This is a genomic window from Saccharopolyspora spinosa NRRL 18395, assembly GCF_000194155.1.
Classification (GTDB): Bacteria; Actinomycetota; Actinomycetes; order Mycobacteriales; family Pseudonocardiaceae; genus Saccharopolyspora; species Saccharopolyspora spinosa.
In genome coordinates this window covers 3598771-3615463 of the sequence record NZ_GL877878.1, presented here as the reverse complement: position 1 = coordinate 3615463, position 16693 = coordinate 3598771, and the positions used below count along the sequence as shown (strand labels likewise).

The window sequence follows — 16693 nt, the reverse complement described above, 5'->3', positions numbered from 1 at the left end:
GACTGGGTCGGTGGGTGAGTTGGTCCGGAAGCGGATTCGGGTCGAGGGAATCGTGCAGGGCGTGGGTTTCCGCCCGTTCGTCTACTCGTTGGCGACCCGCCTGGGGTTGGCCGGGCATGTCGGCAACGACGTGCACGGCGTGTTCATCGAGGTGGAGGGCGGGGATTCGGTCGTCCAGCAGTTCCTGGGCTTGCTGGCGGAACAGGCTCCGCCGTTGGCGGCGGTCGCCCGGATCTCCACCACCGATGCCGAGGCGGTGGCCGAAGAGGGATTTCGCGTCGTCGAAAGCGATGCTGCCGGACCGCGGGCGACCCTCGTCTCCAGCGACACCGCTACGTGTGCCGACTGCTCGGCTGAGATCGCCGACGCCGGTGACCGGCGGTTCGGCTATCCGTTCACCAACTGCACCAACTGCGGGCCGCGCTTCACCATCGTCCGGGATGTGCCGTACGACCGGCCGAACACGACGATGTCGGGATTCGCCTTGTGCGCCAAGTGCGAAGCCGAGTACCGCGATCCGGCGAACCGCCGCTTCCACGCCCAGCCGGTGTGCTGCCCCGACTGCGGTCCCCGGCTGTGGCTGACCGACCGCGACGGCGCGGCCCGTCGAGGCGATCCGCTGGTGGAAGCGGTGGCGGCCCTGGCGCGCGGGGAGGTCCTTGCCGTGAAGGGACTCGGCGGCTACCACGTGGCGGTGGACGCCACCGATGACGATGCAGCGGCCAGGTTGCGCAAGCGGAAGCGCCGCGAGGACAAGCCATTCGCGATCATGGTGGCGTCAGTGCAGCAGGCGCGGTCGCTGTGCGCGATCGATGACGTGGAAGAAGCGCTGCTCACTTCGCGTCGCCGGCCGATCGTGCTGCTTGACCGGCTGCCCGGCGCCGCGCTCGCACCGAGCGTCGCGCCCGGTACTCGTCAACTGGGCCTCATGCTGCCCTACACCCCGCTGCACCACCTGCTGCTCCGCGGTTTTCCCCGGCCGATCGTGCTCACCAGCGGGAACGTCTCCGACGAGCCGATCGCCTACCGCGACGACGACGCGCTGGAGCGGCTGGGCGAAATCGCCGATGCGTTCCTGATGCACGACAGGCCAATCCACATACGCACCGATGATTCCGTCGTACGAGTTGTCGGCGGACGCGAGATGCCGATCCGGCGTTCGCGCGGCTACGTACCGGAACCGGTGACCTTGCCCTGGCCGTTCCCGCAGCCGGTGCTGGCCTGCGGAGCCGAGCTGAAGAACACCTTCGCTGTCGCCAAGGACGAGCACGTGTTCGTCTCCCACCACATCGGCGATCTGGAGAACTACGAGACGCTGCGGTCCTTCACCGGCGGGATCGCGCATTTCCGGCGGCTCTTCGACGTCGAACCGCAGGTCGTGGCCCACGACCTGCACCCCGAGTACCTGTCGACGAAGTTCGCCGCGGAGCTCGACGGCGTCGAGCTGGTGGGCGTGCAGCACCACCACGCGCACATCGCGTCATGCCTGGCGGACAACGGCGAAACCGGGCCGGTGATCGGGGTGGCGTTCGACGGGACCGGGTATGGTGCCGACGGCTCGATCTGGGGCGGGGAGTTCCTGGTCGCCGACCTGACCGGCTTCCGGCGGCTGGGACACCTGGACCTGGTGCCGCTTCCGGGCGGGGCGACCGCGATCAAGCAGCCGTGGCGGACCGCCGTCTCCTACCTGGCGGAGGTCGATCACCTGTCCGGGGACCTCGACGTGTTGTGGCGCAACCCGAATTGGACCGAGGTCGCCGCATTGCTGCGGCAGCGCCGGCACGCGCCGCTGACCTCCAGCGCCGGGCGGCTGTTCGACGCCGTGGCGGCGATCCTCGGGGTGCGGGACGCGATCAACTACGAAGGCCAAGCCGCCATCGAGCTCGAACAGCTGGCCGACACCCCGCCGAAACCGGCGGTTGCCCGGTGTCGATCAGCCGCGGGCCCGTGCTGCGGGTGCGCGGCGCGGACCTGGTGCGTTCGGTCGTGGCCGACCTCCGGGCCGCGACCCCGGTACCGGTGATCGCCGCAAGATTCCACAACGGACTCGCAGCGGCGGTGGTGGAGGTCTGCGATCGGCTGCGGGAATCCACCGGAATCGGCGCCGTGGCGCTCTCGGGCGGCGTCTTCCAGAACGCACTGCTGTTGCTGCGCGTCACGACCATGCTGCACCGACGCGGGTTCCGCACCCTGCTGCATTCGCAGGTCCCGGCCAACGATGGGGGGATCAGCCTGGGGCAGGCGGCCGTCGCCGGAGCGCTGTGCCGGAAGCGGCGTTAAGCGTGCACCTGTTCGCCGAGCCAGTCGTACCACTCGGTGATGCCTTCGCCGGTGGTGACCGAGAGGCGCTGCACCCGGACACCGGGATTGGCCATCGAAGCGGCGTCGATGAAGCCGGCCACGTCGAAGTCGACGTGGGGCAGCAGGTCGATCTTGTTCAGCAGCACCAGATCCGCCGCGCGGAACATGTGCGGGTACTTCAGCGGTTTGTCCGCGCCCTCGGTCACCGAGGCGAGGACGACGCGGGCTTGCTCGCCGAGGTCGAACAGCGCCGGGCACACCAGGTTCCCGACGTTCTCGACGAACACCACGGAGTGGTGCGGAGGCCGCAGCGCGCGCAGGCCATCGGCCAGCATCGTCGCGTCCAGGTGGCAGCCCGTACCGGTGTTGATCTGCACCACCGGGCAGCCGCTGTCCCGCAGCCGCGCCGCGTCGAGGCCGGTCTCCTGGTCACCCTCGACGGCCGCGAGCGGGGCACCGTCGAACTCGTGCGCGGTTCGGGCCAGCAGGGTCGTCTTGCCGGAACCGGGTGAGCTCATCAGGTTGATCATGGCGATTCCCCTGGTCTGCAGCCAGTTCCGGTTGGCGTCGGCAAGGCCGTCGTTCTTGGCCAGCACCTGCTGCTCCAGGACGATGGTCTTCGATTCCTCGTCGGCGCATCCGCACGTACCGCACATCTATCCCACCTCCACTGCTTTGATCCGCAATTCCTGTCCGGCGAGCACCGCGATGTCGACGCCGCCGCACGCGCAGCGCGTGATCAGGTCGTCCATGTCGATTTCCCGTGCGCACGAACGGCATTCGCCGCGACCGGCCGGCTCGGTGATGTCCAACCGGGCAGATGCCAGTCGCGTGCCGTCCGCCACCAGCTCGAAGCAGAACCGGATCGCGTCGGGCACCACGCCGGAAAGCCGCCCGACCTCCAGGTGCACGCACTTGATGGTCGGCTCCTCGACCGCGTCCAGCACGGCGTCCACGATGCTCTGGGTGATGCCGAGCTCGTGCACGGCTAGCAGATCCGTGGGAGGGGATCGCCCACCAGCAGATCGACGATGCGGGTGCCGCCGAACGTCGTGTTCAGCAGCACCAGCCCCGGCGGGTCGTCCACGACGCGTCCGATGAGCGCGGCCTGTACGCCCAGCGGATGCGCCCGCATCGCCCGCAGCGCTGCCTCGGTCCGAGCACCTGGGACGACTACGACGATGCGTCCCTCGCAAGCCACGTAGAGCGGATCGATGCCCAGCAGCTCCGAGGCACCCCGCACTTCGGTGCGCACGGGTACGTCCGCTTCGTCCACGACGACTGCTACCTGCGCGGCCCGGGCGATCTCGTTGAGGATCGTCGCAACACCGCCCCTCGTCGCATCGCGGAGCGCCCGGACGTCCGGAACCGCCGCGAGCAGGTCGGCGACGAGCTGGTGGACGGGTGCCGTATCGGAGACCACGTCGGAGTCGATGTCGAGTTCGCCGCGGGCGAGCATGACCGTCACCCCGTGATCGCCGATCGGACCCGAGACCAGCACGGCGTCACCCGGGCGGACCGTGTTGACGCCCAGCCGGTGGTCGGTCCGCAGGACGCCGACGCCCGAGGTGTTGATGTAGCAGCCGTCCGCCTTGCCCTTCTCCACGACCTTCGTGTCGCCGGTGACCACCCGCACCCCGGCCGCCCGCGCCGCGTTCGACATCGATTCGACGATGCGGGTCAGATCGGCGACGGGGAAGCCCTCCTCGATCAGGAAACCGGCGGACAGGTACTGCGGTGTCGCGCCCGAGACGGCGAGGTCGTTGACCGTGCCGTTGACCGCCAGGTCGCCGATGTTCCCGCCGGGGAAGAACAGCGGCGACACCACGAACGAATCCGTGGTGAAAGCCAGCCGGGTGCCGTCCACCGGCAGCTCCGCACCGTCCTCCAGGGGTTCCAGCAGTTCGTTGCGGAACGCCTCCAGGAACACGGCCTCGACGAGCGTCTGCGTGGCCTTCCGCTCTTCCTTCACCTTCGGCTTGCGGCGGCGGGCCTTCTCGATCCGGTCGAGCACTTGCTGCTCGGGATCGAACCGCTCGTCGGTCGGCTCCGCTCGGGGTTTCGCGCTCATGCTCGGCTCGCCTCCCTGACGCGTTCCCGGCTGAACCGGCCGAAGTTGTAGTACGCGGCGCAGGCTCCTTCCGGCGAGACCATGCAGGTGCCGATCGGTGTTTCCGGCGTGCAGGCCGTGCCGAACACCTTGCACTCCCACGGTTTGAGGACGCCTTTGAGCACCTCGCCGCACTGGCATGCCTTGGGGTCGGCCACCCGCACCCCGGGCAGGTCGAAGCGCTGCTCGGCGTCGAACCGCGCGTATGCCTCGCGGAGCCGCAGCGCGGAGTGCGAGATGAAACCCAACCCGCGCCACTCGAAGTACGGCCGCAGCTCCATTGTTTTGGCGATCGCTTCCAGGGCGGTCGTGTTGCCCTGCCACGGAACCACGCGGGCGTACTGGTTCTCGACCTCGCAGCGGTTCTCCGCGAGCTGCTTGAGCAGCAGGTAGATCGACTGCATGATGTCCAGCGGTTCGAAGCCCGCGACCACCACGGGCTTGCCGTAGTCGCGGGCGATGAACTCGTACGGCCGGCAGCCGATCACCGTCGACACGTGCCCCGGCCCGAGGAACCCGTCCAGGCGCAGGTCGGGGGAGTCCAGGATCGCCTTGATCGCCGGGATGATCGTCACGTGGTTGCCGAAGACGGAGAAGTTCTCCAGGCCTTCCTGCTCGGCGCGCAGCAGGGTCATCGCAGTCGACGGGGCGGTGGTCTCGAACCCGATCGCCATGAACACCACTTGCTGGTCCGGTTTCTGCCGGGCGAGCTTCAGCGAGTCCAGCGGCGAGTACACCATTCGGATGTTGGTGTCCTCGGCGTTGGAGTCGAAGAAGTTCCCGTTGCTGCCCGGTACCCGCATCATGTCGCCGAACGAGGTCATGAGCACGTCCGGTTGCCGGGCGATGTGGATGGCGTCGTCGACCCGGCCCATCGGGATCACGCAGACCGGACACCCGGGGCCGTGCACCAGGGTGACGTTCGCCGGCAGGTAGTCCTCGATGCCGTGCTTGTAGATGGTGTGGGTGTGGCCGCCGCAGACCTCCATGAACTTGTACTGCCGGCCAGGCTCGCAGAGCGCGGCGATCTCGGCCGCCAGCGCTCGCGCCTTGTCCGCGTCCCGGTACTCGTCGACGAATCGCATCCGACCCCCCTTGAGCGTTTTTCAGTCTCTTTTTGCATAGCGGTGCGGGTAGCGGAACCTCAGGCGCCTTCTCGCTGTGGGATCCACGACCCTTGTTTGTCCGATGCACCACGTCGGGGCAGGTCCTCGCAGAGAACCCCTTCGGGGTGGGACCAGCCTGAGAACCCGTGGCGGTGCAAGTGTCGTAGGTGGGCCAAGGCGGCTACGCCGGTTGCGGCAGTCCGTACTGTACGGCTTCCAGCATCGCGGACTGCGGACACCGGCCAGGATGAAAAAGCTCCCTGCATGGCCATTCGCTGATCGAACACCCCCCTGTCATTCGATGCGCGAGTCCTGCAGCGCATCGATCTCGTCGGTGTAGGTCTGTCCCAAGCCCTCCAGGAACTCCAGCACCGCACGCGCTTCGGCCTCGTCTATTGTGGACAGCGCGAAGCCGACGTGGATCAGGATCCACTCGCCCGGCTCAGGTGGTCTGCCGAGGAGGCTGACGTTGATGTTGCGGCGGACGCCGCTGACTTCGACCTTGGCCAGATCCGGGCGGTCCGGCAGGATCTCGAGGACTTCACCGGGGATCGCGAGGCACATCGGCCGCTCCTCCCATCCCGTGCAGCGTCAGCAGGGTCATCTCCCACAGCGCGTGGTAGAGCGTGGTCTGCGCTTCCTGGATGCGGTGCACCGAGGCGGACGGCACCACGAAAAGGTGGTCTATGTGCTCGGACTCGGCCATCCGGCCGCCCTTGTCGCCGGCTATCCCGATGGTGAGCAGTCCGCGTCGCGCCGCTTCGTCGAACGCCCGCAGCAGGTTCGGCGAGTTCCCGCTGGTGGACAGCCCCACCGCGATGTCGTCGCGGCGGCCGAAGGCACCGATCTGGCGGGCGAACACCACGTCGAACCCGATGTCGTTGGACAGGGCGGTGACCACCGCGATGTCGCTGGTCAACCCGATCGCGGGCAGCGCAGGTGCGGTAGCGCCCGGGTTCAGGAAGAGGCTGGCGAGGTCTTGTGCGTCGGTGGAGCTGCCGCCGTTGCCGAAGGTGAGCAGCCGCCCACCGCGGGCGAACCGCTCGGCCATCGCCGACGCGCACGCGACGATCTCGTTGCGGTACCCGTGTTTGACCGCCTCGCGCAACCGCATGATCTCCCGCACCTTGTCCTGCGTGGACTGGCGCACCTCGGCGAGCACCGCATCGACGTCGCCGTCCGATGTCGACAAGAACGGGTACAGCGACTCGACAGCATCGGCACCTGAACTCACGGCGGTCACTCCTCCACGATCGCGATCGACTCACCGGCGTGGACCAGCACCGTGTCCCCGGGACGAGCCGGAACCAGGGCGACGCTGACCACTTCTTCACCCGAATCGGTGGCCACGGCGGCGAGCTCGTCGCCCAGCAGCCGCAGCACCCGGACTTCCGTTGCCTCGTCCGAACAGGTCACGCAGGAGTCGCCGCGGCAGGTTTCCCCCGGATCTTCGGATGTCATGCGCCCACCCCCTGCCGCAACGCGCCCGGGTGTTCGAAGAACACGTGCACGAGTTCCCACAGCACGTGGTACATGGTCACGTGCGCCTCCTTGACGACCCGCGGATCGACCGCATCGGCGATCAGCACGTGGTCCAGGCCCGCGCGGGCGATGCGCCCACCGTCGCCGCCCGTCAGCCCGACGGTCAACAGGCTTCGGTCACCGGCCACGGCCAGGCCGCGCAGGACGTTCCCGCAGTTGCCGTCGGTGGAGATGCCCAGGGCGATGTCCTCCGGGTCGGCGAGGTGCCGGACCTGGTGGGCGAACACCTCGTCCGGCCCGTCGCCGGTGGCCACCCCGGTCACCGTCGCGACATCCGCGGTCAGCGAGATCGCCGGAAGCGCCTTCTTGCCCACGATCACCGGGTGGACGAACTCGACGGCCACGTGCTGGGCGTCCGTGCTCGGCCCGCCGTTGCCGAACACGATGAGCTTGCCGCCCGCGTGGAACCGGGTGGCCATCGCATGGCATGCGCGGGCGACGCGCTCGGCGTCTCCGACGAGCGTCTGCAGCGGCGGCACCCGTCGTTCGAAGATCTCGTCGACGGCACGAGCAGCTGCTTGTTCGGACCACGGCATCGGGGTCACATCCTCACTCGCGATCGTGCGGCGCACCAACGCTAAGGGCGGCCATGTGCGGAGCACAACTCGATCTGCTTGCCCTGCAATCACATTCGAGCGGCTTTCACGTACCTCGTGATCGCGGGCACCTGCAGCGCGAGAACCACCGCCGCGGCCACGGCCAGCGCGCCGAGAACCACGCGGACCGCCTTGCGCAGCACATGGATGTCATCCTTCATCGACGGTTCCTCCTTCGAAAGCTCGATCAGCCAACAGAGCGTCCACAACGGACATGACAGCCTCGATGGCCAGTGCTCGTCCAGCCGGACCAGCGCCACCGGTTCCACCGCAGCCGACCGAGATGATCCGCTCGCACCGGTGTGCCACTGCGGGTTGAAGCTGCGCACCCGAGTGGGCGAACCCCGGCAGATCTGCGATCCCGATCGAACGGACTTCGCCGGCAGCACCGGCGCACAGCAGAACCGCGGCGTCGCAATCCTCCAGCGAGCGCAGCAAATCCTGCCACCGGATGCCGAAGTTCGCGACGCGCACGCCTGGTGGAAGGTCCAACCTGCGCAGGTCTTCGGTGATCCGATGCGCTCCGTCTCCACTGGAGCTGAAGATGTCGCCGACCCCGGCGACCAAGACCCGGCGCGCGCCTCCGCCGGGGAGCAGTTCGAGTTCTTCGGGGGAGAAGAAGAACCGGTGGCCGAGCTGGCTCATCGGTCCGAGGTCCACCGCGGTGTCACCGAGCAGGGACACGATCACGTAGATCCGGCCGTCCGCACCATGCTCGATGCCTTCGACCTCGGCGAGCCTGCCCGCGAGAACGATGTCCACGATGTCGGCGCGACGTGCCGGCCGCAGGCGCACCCGCATTCCGCTGGTCGGCACCGAATCCGCGCCCGGGGTCACGAAACGTCCTGTTCGGTGCGCGCCAGCAGTGCGCTGATCGTCTCGTCCCACGTGCCGAGGGCCCGAGCCCGCCGGTAGTCGTGCAGACGAGCGAAGCTGTCCTCGGACATCCGCACCCATCGGGTTCCGCCGAGCGCCTCGTGCCACAGGCCGGCCGCCAGGTCGAAGGTCGTGTCCTGGGACCAGTCGATCTGCGTGGTCCGCAACCGCTCGTCCGGACCGAGGTGGAAGATCGTGCCGCTGAACAGGAAATCCAGTGGCACGGCGGCATCGCGCACCGCGTGGAAGTACTTGGCGACCGCGAGTTCGACATCGTCGGTGCAGACGAGCTGCAACGGCACCACGACGTCGTCGTCGAACGGTCCGACGACGGTGGTCAGGCGCGCCCAGGGCAGCGGGCGCATCGTCGTCGCCCAGCGCTCGGGGACGCCGAAGAGCTCCACGAGCTCCTCCTGCTCCGCGGCGCGGTAGCGGCGGCGGGCTGGAGCGATGCGGATCGCCGTGGTGAGGTTGATGGACCGGACGGAGCCTCCCCTGACCCGACGCACGTGGAGCTCGAAGCTCAGCGCGGGCACTGCGGCCATCCGCACCGGTTCCGCGCCGGTGATGTCGAAGGCCAGCTCCGGCATGGCGCTGGGTGCCGTCATTAAGACTCCAAACTCCGGAAACCCAGCCTTTCGGCCGCGAGACCGAAGGGAATTCCCGGTCCTTCAGGACCAGAATCGGTCAAGCGGGCGAGAGGTTCGGCATCGACGACAGGATGGGGTTGTGCCGCGCGGCGCCGATCCCGGTGGACCGGCGGGCCGTAGCCGTCCCATCCGGGTGGTGTCCGGGCTGGCGTTGGTAGTGCCCGACCTGGTTGCCCTGCTCAACGCCCGGGACGTGCGCGGGAGTGTCGCGGTGCACTTGTGGTTTGCCGACCTTGATCACGTTTCCTCCTCAGGTTCTGCCCTGGCGCAGGCTCGCGAAGAACTCGGAGACCTGCCGCCAGACCTCGTCGCCGCCGCTGAAACCACGCCAATGCGTGCGCAGAAGCGCAACCAGCCGGTAGCACTCGTCCAGTGGCAGCAGCCACGCCGCCGACCCACTGCTGAGCCGATCGATCAGCAGCGCCTCGACGTCGCTTTCCAGCGCGGGCAGCTCGGGGTTCATTTCGGCCAACGACCGCCAGCTGCCCGGATCGACGGAGGCGCGCATGGTGCCGACCGGGTTGGGGTAGAACGCGGTGACGCGATCGCTTTCGGCGTTGTGCACGAAGAACGCCAACCCGACTGGGATGCCGAACTGGGCCCACGCCGCGTCGTCGAGCACGAACTCGGGTAGCGGTCGCGGTCGTGAGCGGATGCGGCGGTAGTGCCCACCACCGGCGGCCTGGTGATCGAACAGCACGCTGCACGCAGGACAGGTGCACGACAGGGCGCCGGTGGCGGTGTTGAGTAGGTGACTGTGCTGGTCGGGCAGCTCGTCAGAGCAGAGATCGCAGCGCTGCGCGGGCCCGGCCCCCGGCGCGGGCCTGCGGTGGGCGAGCTGCCGCAACGTCGAGGGCATCGTGCTCACCTCTCCCCGGCCAGGCGCCCGGTCGCGAACAGGTCTTCGACGGGAATGACGGTGGAACGCTGCGGCGCGGCGGCGTCGATCTCCACGCTTTCGAGTTCCGGTGCTGCAGCCATCACCGCCTCTTCCACGGAGGTGCGCATCCGCGCGGCCGTGGACTGGCAGCCGCGAACCGCCACCCGGATTCGGGCAACGCCGTCCTGCACGTCGAGCAGCTCGAGAGAACCGGGTTCGAAATTGTCCTCCACCTCGGCCAGCGCGGTGCCGATCCGGCCCTCGATGCCGACCGGATGCAGGTCGTGCACCAGCAGCAGGTGCGAGATCAGTTCGTCGCGGGCGACGTCGGCGAGGACTTCGGGGTGTCCGGCCTGCTCAATGTGCAGCAGCAACCGCGCCAGGCATTCCCCGTACAGACCGACGACTGCCTGCACGGCCTCGATCGCATGCCTGCCCGCGACAGGTTCCAACCCGGACCCCAGGTCGGAGAGCAACGTCTCGGCGCGCACGATCTCGTCGCGGACCTGCTCGGCGTCCCAAGGCATGGTCAGGAGCCCGCGCCGAACATCGGCGAGTGCGTTCGTTCGAGCACACGCCCGCCACCCAGGTACATGTGCACACCGCAAGGCAGGCACGGGTCGAAGCTGCGCACGGTCCGCATGATGTCGATGCCCTTGAACTCGTCGCGCCCGTTCTCCTCGAAGATCGGTTGGCCCTGCACGGCGTCCTCGTACGGGCCAGGAGTGCCGTAGCTGTCGCGCGGGCTCGCGTTCCACGGCGTCGGCGGGTACGGGTGGTAGTTCGCGATCTTGCCGTCCCGGATCACCAAGTGGTGCGACAGCACGCCTCGGACCGCTTCGTGGAAGCCGACGCCGATCGCCTCGTCGGGGACGTTGAAGTCCTCGAACACCTTGGTGTTGCCGGACCGCACTTCGGCCAGCGCGCGGTCCAGGAAGTACTGCGCCATCCCAGCGGCGTAGGCGACGAAGTACATCCGCGCCCGGTTGCGCTCCAACGTGTTGGGGAACTGCGGCGGGCGCCATTCCAGCTGCATGTCCGGCAGTGACTGCCCCTTGGGCAGGTCGATCTGCACGCTGTGCCCCGTGGAGCGCACGTAAGGCGTGTTGACGCGCCCGGCGAGCGCGGTGGCCCACAGCCGCGCGATCGGACCGCCGCCGGTGTCCAGCGCGAGGTGGTCGCCGGAGCGCTCGTCGAACCAGCGCGGACTCATCACCCAGCTGTACTTCCCGCCGTCGAGCTCGCGTTTCTGCGGCTGGGGGAGCGTGGTCTGGTTCCAGGGGTGGCGCTTGTCGACCGGGTTCCCCAGCGGATCCCGGTCCACGAACGTCTGCTCGTTCGCCCAGTCCTCGTAGTAGGAGCTGCCCAGCAGGATGCGCATGCCCAGGTTGATGTCGACCAGATCGGTGGTCAGCAGTTCGTTGTCGACCACGATCCCCGGGGTCACGAACATCGAGCGTCCCCACTCGCTCATGTTCCGGTAGTCGTAGTCGACGACGTCGGGATCTTGGAAGCACCCCCAACAGCCCAGCAAGGTGCGGCGCCGGCCGACCTCCTCGTAGCCGGGCAGGGCTTCGTAGAAGAAGTCGAACACGTCGTCGTTCATCGCGACCGCGCGCTTGATGAAGTCCAGCACCCGCACCAGCCGCACCTGGTAGTCGGTGAACAGCTGCGGGGTGGCGACCGTGCCGACCCCACCCGGGTAGAGCGTCGACGGGTGCACGTGCCGCCCTTCCATCAGGCAGCACATCTCGCGCGTCACGCGCGACATCTCCAGCGCGGCCTTGTAGGTCTCGCCTTCGAAGGGGTTGAACGACCGCATGATGTCGGCGATCGTGCGGTGGCCGTGGACGTTCCCGCGCGGCGCATCGGTCTGCTCGGCCCGCTGGAGCAGCGACGGGTTGGTCTCCGACACCATCTTCTCGCAGTAGTCGACGAAGACCATGTTGTCCTGGAAGATCGTGTGGTCGAACATGAACTCGGCAGCCTCGCCGAGGTTGATGATCCACTCGCCCAGCGGTGGGGTCTTGACGCCGTAGGCCATGTTCTGCGCGTAGATCGAGCACACCGCGTGGTTGTCCCCGCAGATCCCGCAGATCCGGCTGGTGATGAAGTGGGCGTCGCGCGGGTCCTTGCCCTTCATGAACACGCTGTACCCACGGAACAGCGATGAGGTGCTGCGGCACTCGACGACCTCGCTGTTGTCGAAGTCCACTTTGGTGTAGATGCCGAGATTTCCGATGATCCGGGTGATCGGATCGAACTCCACCTCGACGAGGTTCCGCTGTTGCGCGCTCATGCCGCTGCTACCTCCACCTCTGCTACCGCGGCTGGAAGCCGCTGGTCAGTTCGGCCCGGTTGTGCCGCCACTTCGGTTCTCGGTTCGCGCTGTGGTTGGTGATGCTCCGCAAGCTCCGGACCAGCGGGCCGTACGCCCGCAGCATGCCCGACGAGAAACTGCCGCCGGGTGGCTCGTCCATGAACGGCATGAACTTGTCCGGGAATCCCGGCATCGTGCAGCCGATGCAGATCCCGCCCACGTTGGGGCAGCCGCCGATGCCGTCCATCCAGCCGCGCTTGGTGACGTTGCAGTTGACCACCGGTCCCCAGCAGCCGATCTTCACCTGGCACTTCGGCGAGTTGTAGTCACGTGCGAAGTCGGCCTGCTCGTAGTAGCCGGCGCGGTCGCAGCCTTCGTGGACGGTCTTGCCGAACAGCCACGTCGGTCGCAGTTGCTCGTCCAGCGGGATGGTCGGCGCCAGCCCTGCGGCCTGGTGCAGCAACCACAGCAAGGTCTCCATGAAGTTGTCCGGTTGCACCGGGCAGCCGGGGACGTTGACGATCGGCAGCCCGCCAGCGGAGCGGAAATCCGCCCCGAGGTAGTCGGCCAGGCCCATGCACCCCGTCGGATTGCCGGCCATAGCGTGGATCCCGCCGTAGGTTGCGCAGGTGCCCGCCGCCAGCACCGCCCACGCCTTGGGCGCGAGCCGGTCGAGCCAGTTGTTGAGGGTGCGCGGCTCCCCGGTCTCGGGGTCGTTTCCCATCGACGTCCAGTAGCCGTCGCCGTTGATCCGCTCGTTGGGGATGGAGCCCTCCACGACCAGGATGAACGGGCCAAGCTCGTCGCGGTCGGCCTGGTGGAACGCGGCCATGAAGTCCGCGCCGGTCTCGTATGCCAGCACCTTGTTGTGCAGGTGCACCTTCGGTATTCCCGGGACCGCGCCCAGCACCACGTCCTCGATGCTGGGCAGCGTCGCGTTGGTCACCGACACTGTGTCGCCATCGCAGCTCATGCCCTCCGAGGTCCAGAGGATGTGGACCTCGTCGATGTTCGACGGCGTAGCCGCAGCACTCATATGCCACTCCGGATTTCCGGTTCCCGCCAACCACTTCACATCGTCGGCTCCCCCTGACGGCCGACCGTGGCGGCGAGGCCCGCCGCCACCGTAAGTCCATCTGTGCGGCGCAGCAGCAGGATCATGCGCTAGCTGGTGGTTCGGGCTCCGGCATCGATCGCGTCGGCGACCAGGTTCCGCACGGTTCTCTCGGCTGATCCGACGGATTCGGCCACCCGTTCGGTGAGTCCCCACCGGCACGAGCAGTCCGCGGGTTCGCACCCGACGACCAGGACGCGGCCCAGCGGCACGTTGAAGCCCTTGCAGCAGGCGAGGACCGCATCCGGGTTCATGCCGTGGCTGTCCACGCCGGCGGCGGGTTCGATCGCCGCCAGGTCCGGTTCGATGACCGAGACGGTTCCGGGTTCCTCGCCGCGCGCCACCGCGTCGACGAGGATCAGCAGGTCGTACCCGTCCATGAGTTCGTACGCCAGGTGCATGCCGCGGATTCCGAAGTCCGCGACCCGTGCGCCCTCCGGTGGTTCGCAGGCCAGCCGGTCGGCGACCGCGACGCCGAAACCGTCGTCGCCGAGGAACACGTTTCCCACCCCTGCGATCAGGATTCGCGGTCCCGTCATCGACTGCCGCCCGGGTAGCGCATGGTGCCGTGCAACCGGGAGAGCTGCTCCGCGGAGAGCCGCTCCGCGCGGTCGATGATCTCCGCGGCCTTGGGATCGGTTTCCCGGGCCTCGCGCTTCTCGTCGTCGGTGAGCGTCATCGTGCGCAGCATGAGGATTTCGTCGATCTCCGTGGCATCGAACAGATCTCCCGGGCTCTGCGGGGCGATCGCCGGGTAGTCGTAGAGGATGATCGGCGCGGACAACACCACGTCTCGTCGCCCCTGCTCCCCGACGAGCACCGGCCAGGTGTGCTCGTTGCGGCACGTTTGCGCGGCCTCGCGAACGCCTTCGGGTGGATCCAGCAGCGAGATGAAATGCGCGCCGCGCACCGCAAGCACGGTGTGCGCCGAAACCAGCGAGCTCCGCAGCATGCCTTCGCGCGTCGAGTGCGAACGGGGGTTCCGCTGCGTCCGGTTCTCGACTACGACCGCCAGGCGCTGCAAACCTCCCCCGATCGAAGTCGTGCGGATGCCGATCGTCCCGCGCAACGGCAGCCAGCGTTCGCGCTTGTTCTCGCCGCCCGGCACTTCGAACGGGATATCCGCTGCGACGTCGTGTCGATTGAGTTCGACCGTCGCAACGATCTCGCGCAGGCTGCCTTCGTCCCAATCGGGTTCAGCCTTGCGAGTGCGCAACTGCAGGCAGCGCACCAGCACTTCGAGTTCCGCGCCCGGCTGCGCGACCAGCAAGCACTCCGTGCGGGCGAACGAGGGTTCGGATTCCTCGCCGGGCGGTGCCAGCACGCCGAACTGCCAGCGCATCCGGTTCTTCAACGCCGAAGCCCGGTACGGGTACAGCAGATATCCTTCGAACAGAACGGCGTCGGCCACCGCGCGTGCGTCGTCTAGGCTCACTGGTCCACTCCGTCGGTCGGGAATTCGGAACTGGACCGGAGTGTCAACCGAGATGGGCGGCGAAGCACCTCCGGAGCACTACGACCGCGTCATGCGTCCGGTTGCCGCTGCGTAGTCGTAGACGGCGTTGGCGGGCTGTAGACGATCACGCCGAGGCTGGTGGCAGCGCAGACCGCGCGCATGGGTGGCCAGTCCTTCCTAGTCGGCTTCGTTGAGGTACGGGGGAGCAGGCCGTCGGCGCCGGCGCGTTCGGCGGCGCGGGCCATGTCCACGGCCATCGCGGTGCCGTATCCGGCGGGGGCGATCACCGCCAGCTCATCGGGTGTGCCCCGGCGGCGGTGAACACGGACTCGACCTCGGCCGGGGTCCGCGAGAAGAACTCGCCGGTGCTGGCCGGGGTGTTGTGGCTGCTGAAGATCGGTTCCGGGGTGACCAAGCGCGGGGTGGCCGGAACGGCTGGGGATGACACTAAGGTGGGCTATCAATGCAAGCCCAAGTCCAACAATGCTTCGCCGATACCGGGACGGCATCGATGTTCACCTTCAACCAGCTCACCGGCTTCGTCGCGGTCGCCGAGGAGCAGCACTTCGGCCGCGCCGCGCAGCGCCTGCGCATGACCCAACCGCCGCTTACGCGGCAGATCCAGCAGCTGGAGAAGCAACTCAAAGTTCAGCTGTTCGACCGCACCAGCCGCATCGTGCGGCTGACCCCCGCGGGTCGCGCGTTCCTGCAGGACGCGCGACGTCTCCTGCACGAGGCCGAGAACGCCGCGCTGGCGGTGCGGCGGGTGACCCTGGGCCAGGAAGGCATCATCCGGTTCGGCTTCACCGCGACCTCGGCGTACGGGGTGCTTGGCGGCGTGCTGGCCACCGTTCGCGAACACCTGCCGCACGTGGACGTCACGTTGCACGAGTTGGTCACCCGCGACCAGATCGAACGGCTGTCGGGTGGCTCGCTGGACCTCGGGCTCGCGCGCCCCCCGATCGCGCGAACCGAGCTGGCGTCGCGCGAGTTCCGCGCGGAGCCGCTGCTGGCGGCGCTGCCGGAGGGGCATCCGCTCGCCGGCGGTTCGCGACCCCTGGAACTAGCGGAATTCCACGGTGCCGACCTGGTGATGTACTCGCCGACGGAATCGAGGTACTTCCACGAACTGCTCGTCACCACCTTCGGGAACGCCGACGTGCAGCCGACCTACGTGCAGTACGTCAGCCAGATCCACACCGCCCTGGCGCTGGTCCAGGTCGGCCTCGGCAGCGCCCTGGTGCCCGCCACCGCGGCCCGGTTGCACCTCGAGGGCGTGACCTTCCGGTCGCTCCGGCTGCCCGAACCGGATCCGGTGGAACTGCACCTGGTTTGGCGCCACGCGAACGACAATCCGGCCCTGCACGCGCTTCTCGCACTGCTCTGACCGATGGGAGCGCTCAGGCATTCGCCTTCCAACCCACCGGTTCCGGCTCCCGGCGCCGCGACCGGATGAACCCCTGCAGGAGCGGCATCACGAACATGCCGATCAGCGGGCTGCTCATGATCAGCAACAGAATTCCCACCGTTATCAGCGACGCCAAGGTGCCCACCGGGCGGCAGAAACCGATGACCGAGGTGGCCATGCCGTTCGCCGAGATCACCACGGAGAACGGGTTGGAGGACATCGGCTTCAGCTACTCCAAGCCACATCTCGTCGCGGGCCTCGGCCTGACCATCAGCGACCAGGCCCGCGCCCGGACGGTCGAGGAGCGCGAGATCCGCGCATGACGTGCGCCGAG

Annotated in this window: 20 protein-coding genes and 2 pseudogenes; 3 read left to right on the top strand and 19 right to left on the bottom strand. The window is 68.1% G+C overall.

Annotation, left to right across the window (positions count from 1 at the left end; all coding sequences use genetic code 11):
- The first annotated feature begins 10 nt into the window (after positions 1 to 10).
- A pseudogene (gene hypF, locus SSPN_RS44355) lies at positions 11 to 2280 on the top strand (carbamoyltransferase HypF).
- Here hypF and hypB read toward each other — a convergent pair.
- From hypB to SSPN_RS0117790, 19 genes and pseudogenes are all read right to left on the bottom strand, one after another.
- Entirely contained in the window at positions 2277 to 2957 is a 681-nt protein-coding gene (hypB, locus tag SSPN_RS0117885) for a hydrogenase nickel incorporation protein HypB (RefSeq protein ID WP_010696714.1), read from the bottom strand. The pseudogene hypF and the gene hypB overlap by 4 nt on opposite strands.
- A complete protein-coding gene (locus SSPN_RS0117880; protein WP_010696713.1) occupies positions 2958 to 3287 on the bottom strand; it encodes a hydrogenase maturation nickel metallochaperone HypA/HybF in 330 nt (109 codons plus the stop codon).
- A gap of 2 nt (positions 3288 to 3289) precedes the next feature.
- Positions 3290 to 4372 (bottom strand): hydrogenase expression/formation protein HypE, encoded by a 1083-nt coding sequence (gene hypE, locus SSPN_RS0117875; RefSeq protein WP_010696709.1) that lies wholly within the window; start codon positions 4370 to 4372, stop codon positions 3290 to 3292.
- Positions 4369 to 5496, bottom strand: a complete 1128-nt coding sequence (gene hypD / locus SSPN_RS0117870; RefSeq protein ID WP_010696708.1) for a hydrogenase formation protein HypD — start codon at positions 5494 to 5496, stop codon at positions 4369 to 4371. Before hypD ends, hypE begins: the two co-directional genes overlap by 4 nt.
- 315 nt (positions 5497 to 5811) lie before the next feature.
- Positions 5812 to 6081 carry a HypC/HybG/HupF family hydrogenase formation chaperone gene (locus tag SSPN_RS0117865; RefSeq protein WP_010696707.1) on the bottom strand — a complete coding sequence of 90 codons (270 nt, stop codon included), beginning with the start codon at positions 6079 to 6081 and terminating at the stop codon, positions 5812 to 5814.
- Positions 6059 to 6760, bottom strand: coding sequence for a D-sedoheptulose-7-phosphate isomerase (locus tag SSPN_RS0117860; protein WP_010696706.1), 702 nt, complete (start codon positions 6758 to 6760; stop codon positions 6059 to 6061). The genes SSPN_RS0117865 and SSPN_RS0117860 overlap by 23 nt, the downstream gene beginning before the upstream one ends.
- Positions 6757 to 6978, bottom strand: coding sequence for a HypC/HybG/HupF family hydrogenase formation chaperone (locus SSPN_RS0117855; protein WP_010696701.1), 222 nt, complete (start codon positions 6976 to 6978; stop codon positions 6757 to 6759). The genes SSPN_RS0117860 and SSPN_RS0117855 overlap by 4 nt, the downstream gene beginning before the upstream one ends.
- Positions 6975 to 7595, bottom strand: coding sequence for a D-sedoheptulose-7-phosphate isomerase (locus SSPN_RS0117850; protein WP_010696700.1), 621 nt, complete (start codon positions 7593 to 7595; stop codon positions 6975 to 6977). The genes SSPN_RS0117855 and SSPN_RS0117850 overlap by 4 nt, the downstream gene beginning before the upstream one ends.
- A gap of 89 nt (positions 7596 to 7684) precedes the next feature.
- On the bottom strand, positions 7685 to 7816 hold the full coding sequence (locus SSPN_RS61675) for a hypothetical protein (protein ID WP_010696699.1): 132 nt from the start codon (positions 7814 to 7816) through the stop codon (positions 7685 to 7687).
- Positions 7806 to 8492 carry a hypothetical protein gene (locus SSPN_RS49000; RefSeq protein ID WP_010696698.1) on the bottom strand — a complete coding sequence of 229 codons (687 nt, stop codon included), beginning with the start codon at positions 8490 to 8492 and terminating at the stop codon, positions 7806 to 7808. Before SSPN_RS49000 ends, SSPN_RS61675 begins: the two co-directional genes overlap by 11 nt.
- Positions 8489 to 9139: a DUF6084 family protein gene (locus SSPN_RS0117835; RefSeq protein ID WP_101376561.1), complete on the bottom strand. Its 651-nt coding sequence runs from the start codon at positions 9137 to 9139 to the stop codon at positions 8489 to 8491. The genes SSPN_RS49000 and SSPN_RS0117835 overlap by 4 nt, the downstream gene beginning before the upstream one ends.
- Positions 9140 to 9218: 79 nt before the next feature.
- A complete protein-coding gene (locus SSPN_RS0117830; protein WP_010696696.1) occupies positions 9219 to 9422 on the bottom strand; it encodes a hypothetical protein in 204 nt (67 codons plus the stop codon).
- Positions 9423 to 9431: 9 nt separating this feature from the next.
- Positions 9432 to 10040: a DUF5947 family protein gene (locus tag SSPN_RS0117825; protein WP_044573036.1), complete on the bottom strand. Its 609-nt coding sequence runs from the start codon at positions 10038 to 10040 to the stop codon at positions 9432 to 9434.
- A 5-nt stretch (positions 10041 to 10045) separates the two neighbouring features.
- Positions 10046 to 10588: a NifU family protein gene (locus SSPN_RS0117820; protein WP_010696689.1), complete on the bottom strand. Its 543-nt coding sequence runs from the start codon at positions 10586 to 10588 to the stop codon at positions 10046 to 10048.
- A gap of 2 nt (positions 10589 to 10590) precedes the next feature.
- Complete coding sequence (locus SSPN_RS0117815; protein ID WP_010696688.1) at positions 10591 to 12360, bottom strand: nickel-dependent hydrogenase large subunit; 1770 nt, start codon at positions 12358 to 12360, stop codon at positions 10591 to 10593.
- Between the two features lie 22 nt (positions 12361 to 12382).
- Positions 12383 to 13417, bottom strand: a complete 1035-nt coding sequence (locus tag SSPN_RS0117810; protein ID WP_010696687.1) for an NADH-quinone oxidoreductase subunit B family protein — start codon at positions 13415 to 13417, stop codon at positions 12383 to 12385.
- A gap of 128 nt (positions 13418 to 13545) precedes the next feature.
- A complete protein-coding gene (locus tag SSPN_RS0117800; protein WP_029535457.1) occupies positions 13546 to 14034 on the bottom strand; it encodes a hydrogenase maturation protease in 489 nt (162 codons plus the stop codon).
- A complete protein-coding gene (locus SSPN_RS0117795) occupies positions 14031 to 14930 on the bottom strand; it encodes a hypothetical protein (RefSeq protein ID WP_029535456.1) in 900 nt (299 codons plus the stop codon). The genes SSPN_RS0117800 and SSPN_RS0117795 overlap by 4 nt, the downstream gene beginning before the upstream one ends.
- Before the next feature lie 117 nt (positions 14931 to 15047).
- Positions 15048 to 15321 (bottom strand): annotated as a pseudogene (locus tag SSPN_RS0117790) (dihydrodipicolinate synthase family protein); the annotation flags it as partial.
- A 141-nt stretch (positions 15322 to 15462) separates the two neighbouring features.
- On the opposite strand from SSPN_RS0117790, the gene SSPN_RS0117780 reads away from it, so the two are divergent.
- Positions 15463 to 16338 carry a LysR substrate-binding domain-containing protein gene (locus tag SSPN_RS0117780; protein ID WP_010696678.1) on the top strand — a complete coding sequence of 292 codons (876 nt, stop codon included), beginning with the start codon at positions 15463 to 15465 and terminating at the stop codon, positions 16336 to 16338.
- A 95-nt stretch (positions 16339 to 16433) separates the two neighbouring features.
- Positions 16434 to 16682 (top strand): hypothetical protein, encoded by a 249-nt coding sequence (locus SSPN_RS54950; RefSeq protein WP_010696676.1) that lies wholly within the window; start codon positions 16434 to 16436, stop codon positions 16680 to 16682.
- Positions 16683 to 16693 lie beyond the last annotated feature (11 nt).

Coding starts and splice junctions, on each gene's coding strand:
- hypB (WP_010696714.1), bottom strand. CDS start 2,957: ATGTGCGGTACGTGCGGATGCGCCGACGAGGAATCGAAGACCATCGTC.
- hypE (WP_010696709.1), bottom strand. CDS start 4,372: ATGAGCGCGAAACCCCGAGCGGAGCCGACCGACGAGCGGTTCGATCCC.
- hypD (WP_010696708.1), bottom strand. CDS start 5,496: ATGCGATTCGTCGACGAGTACCGGGACGCGGACAAGGCGCGAGCGCTG.
- SSPN_RS0117865 (WP_010696707.1), bottom strand. CDS start 6,081: ATGTGCCTCGCGATCCCCGGTGAAGTCCTCGAGATCCTGCCGGACCGC.
- SSPN_RS0117855 (WP_010696701.1), bottom strand. CDS start 6,978: ATGACATCCGAAGATCCGGGGGAAACCTGCCGCGGCGACTCCTGCGTG.
- SSPN_RS0117850 (WP_010696700.1), bottom strand. CDS start 7,595: ATGCCGTGGTCCGAACAAGCAGCTGCTCGTGCCGTCGACGAGATCTTC.
- SSPN_RS61675 (WP_010696699.1), bottom strand. CDS start 7,816: ATGAAGGATGACATCCATGTGCTGCGCAAGGCGGTCCGCGTGGTTCTC.
- SSPN_RS0117835 (WP_101376561.1), bottom strand. CDS start 9,139: ATGACGGCACCCAGCGCCATGCCGGAGCTGGCCTTCGACATCACCGGC.
- SSPN_RS0117825 (WP_044573036.1), bottom strand. CDS start 10,040: ATGCCCTCGACGTTGCGGCAGCTCGCCCACCGCAGGCCCGCGCCGGGG.
- SSPN_RS0117820 (WP_010696689.1), bottom strand. CDS start 10,588: ATGCCTTGGGACGCCGAGCAGGTCCGCGACGAGATCGTGCGCGCCGAG.
- SSPN_RS0117815 (WP_010696688.1), bottom strand. CDS start 12,360: ATGAGCGCGCAACAGCGGAACCTCGTCGAGGTGGAGTTCGATCCGATC.
- SSPN_RS0117810 (WP_010696687.1), bottom strand. CDS start 13,417: ATGAGTGCTGCGGCTACGCCGTCGAACATCGACGAGGTCCACATCCTC.
- SSPN_RS0117800 (WP_029535457.1), bottom strand. CDS start 14,034: ATGACGGGACCGCGAATCCTGATCGCAGGGGTGGGAAACGTGTTCCTC.
- SSPN_RS0117780 (WP_010696678.1), top strand. CDS start 15,463: ATGTTCACCTTCAACCAGCTCACCGGCTTCGTCGCGGTCGCCGAGGAG.
- SSPN_RS54950 (WP_010696676.1), top strand. CDS start 16,434: ATGCCGATCAGCGGGCTGCTCATGATCAGCAACAGAATTCCCACCGTT.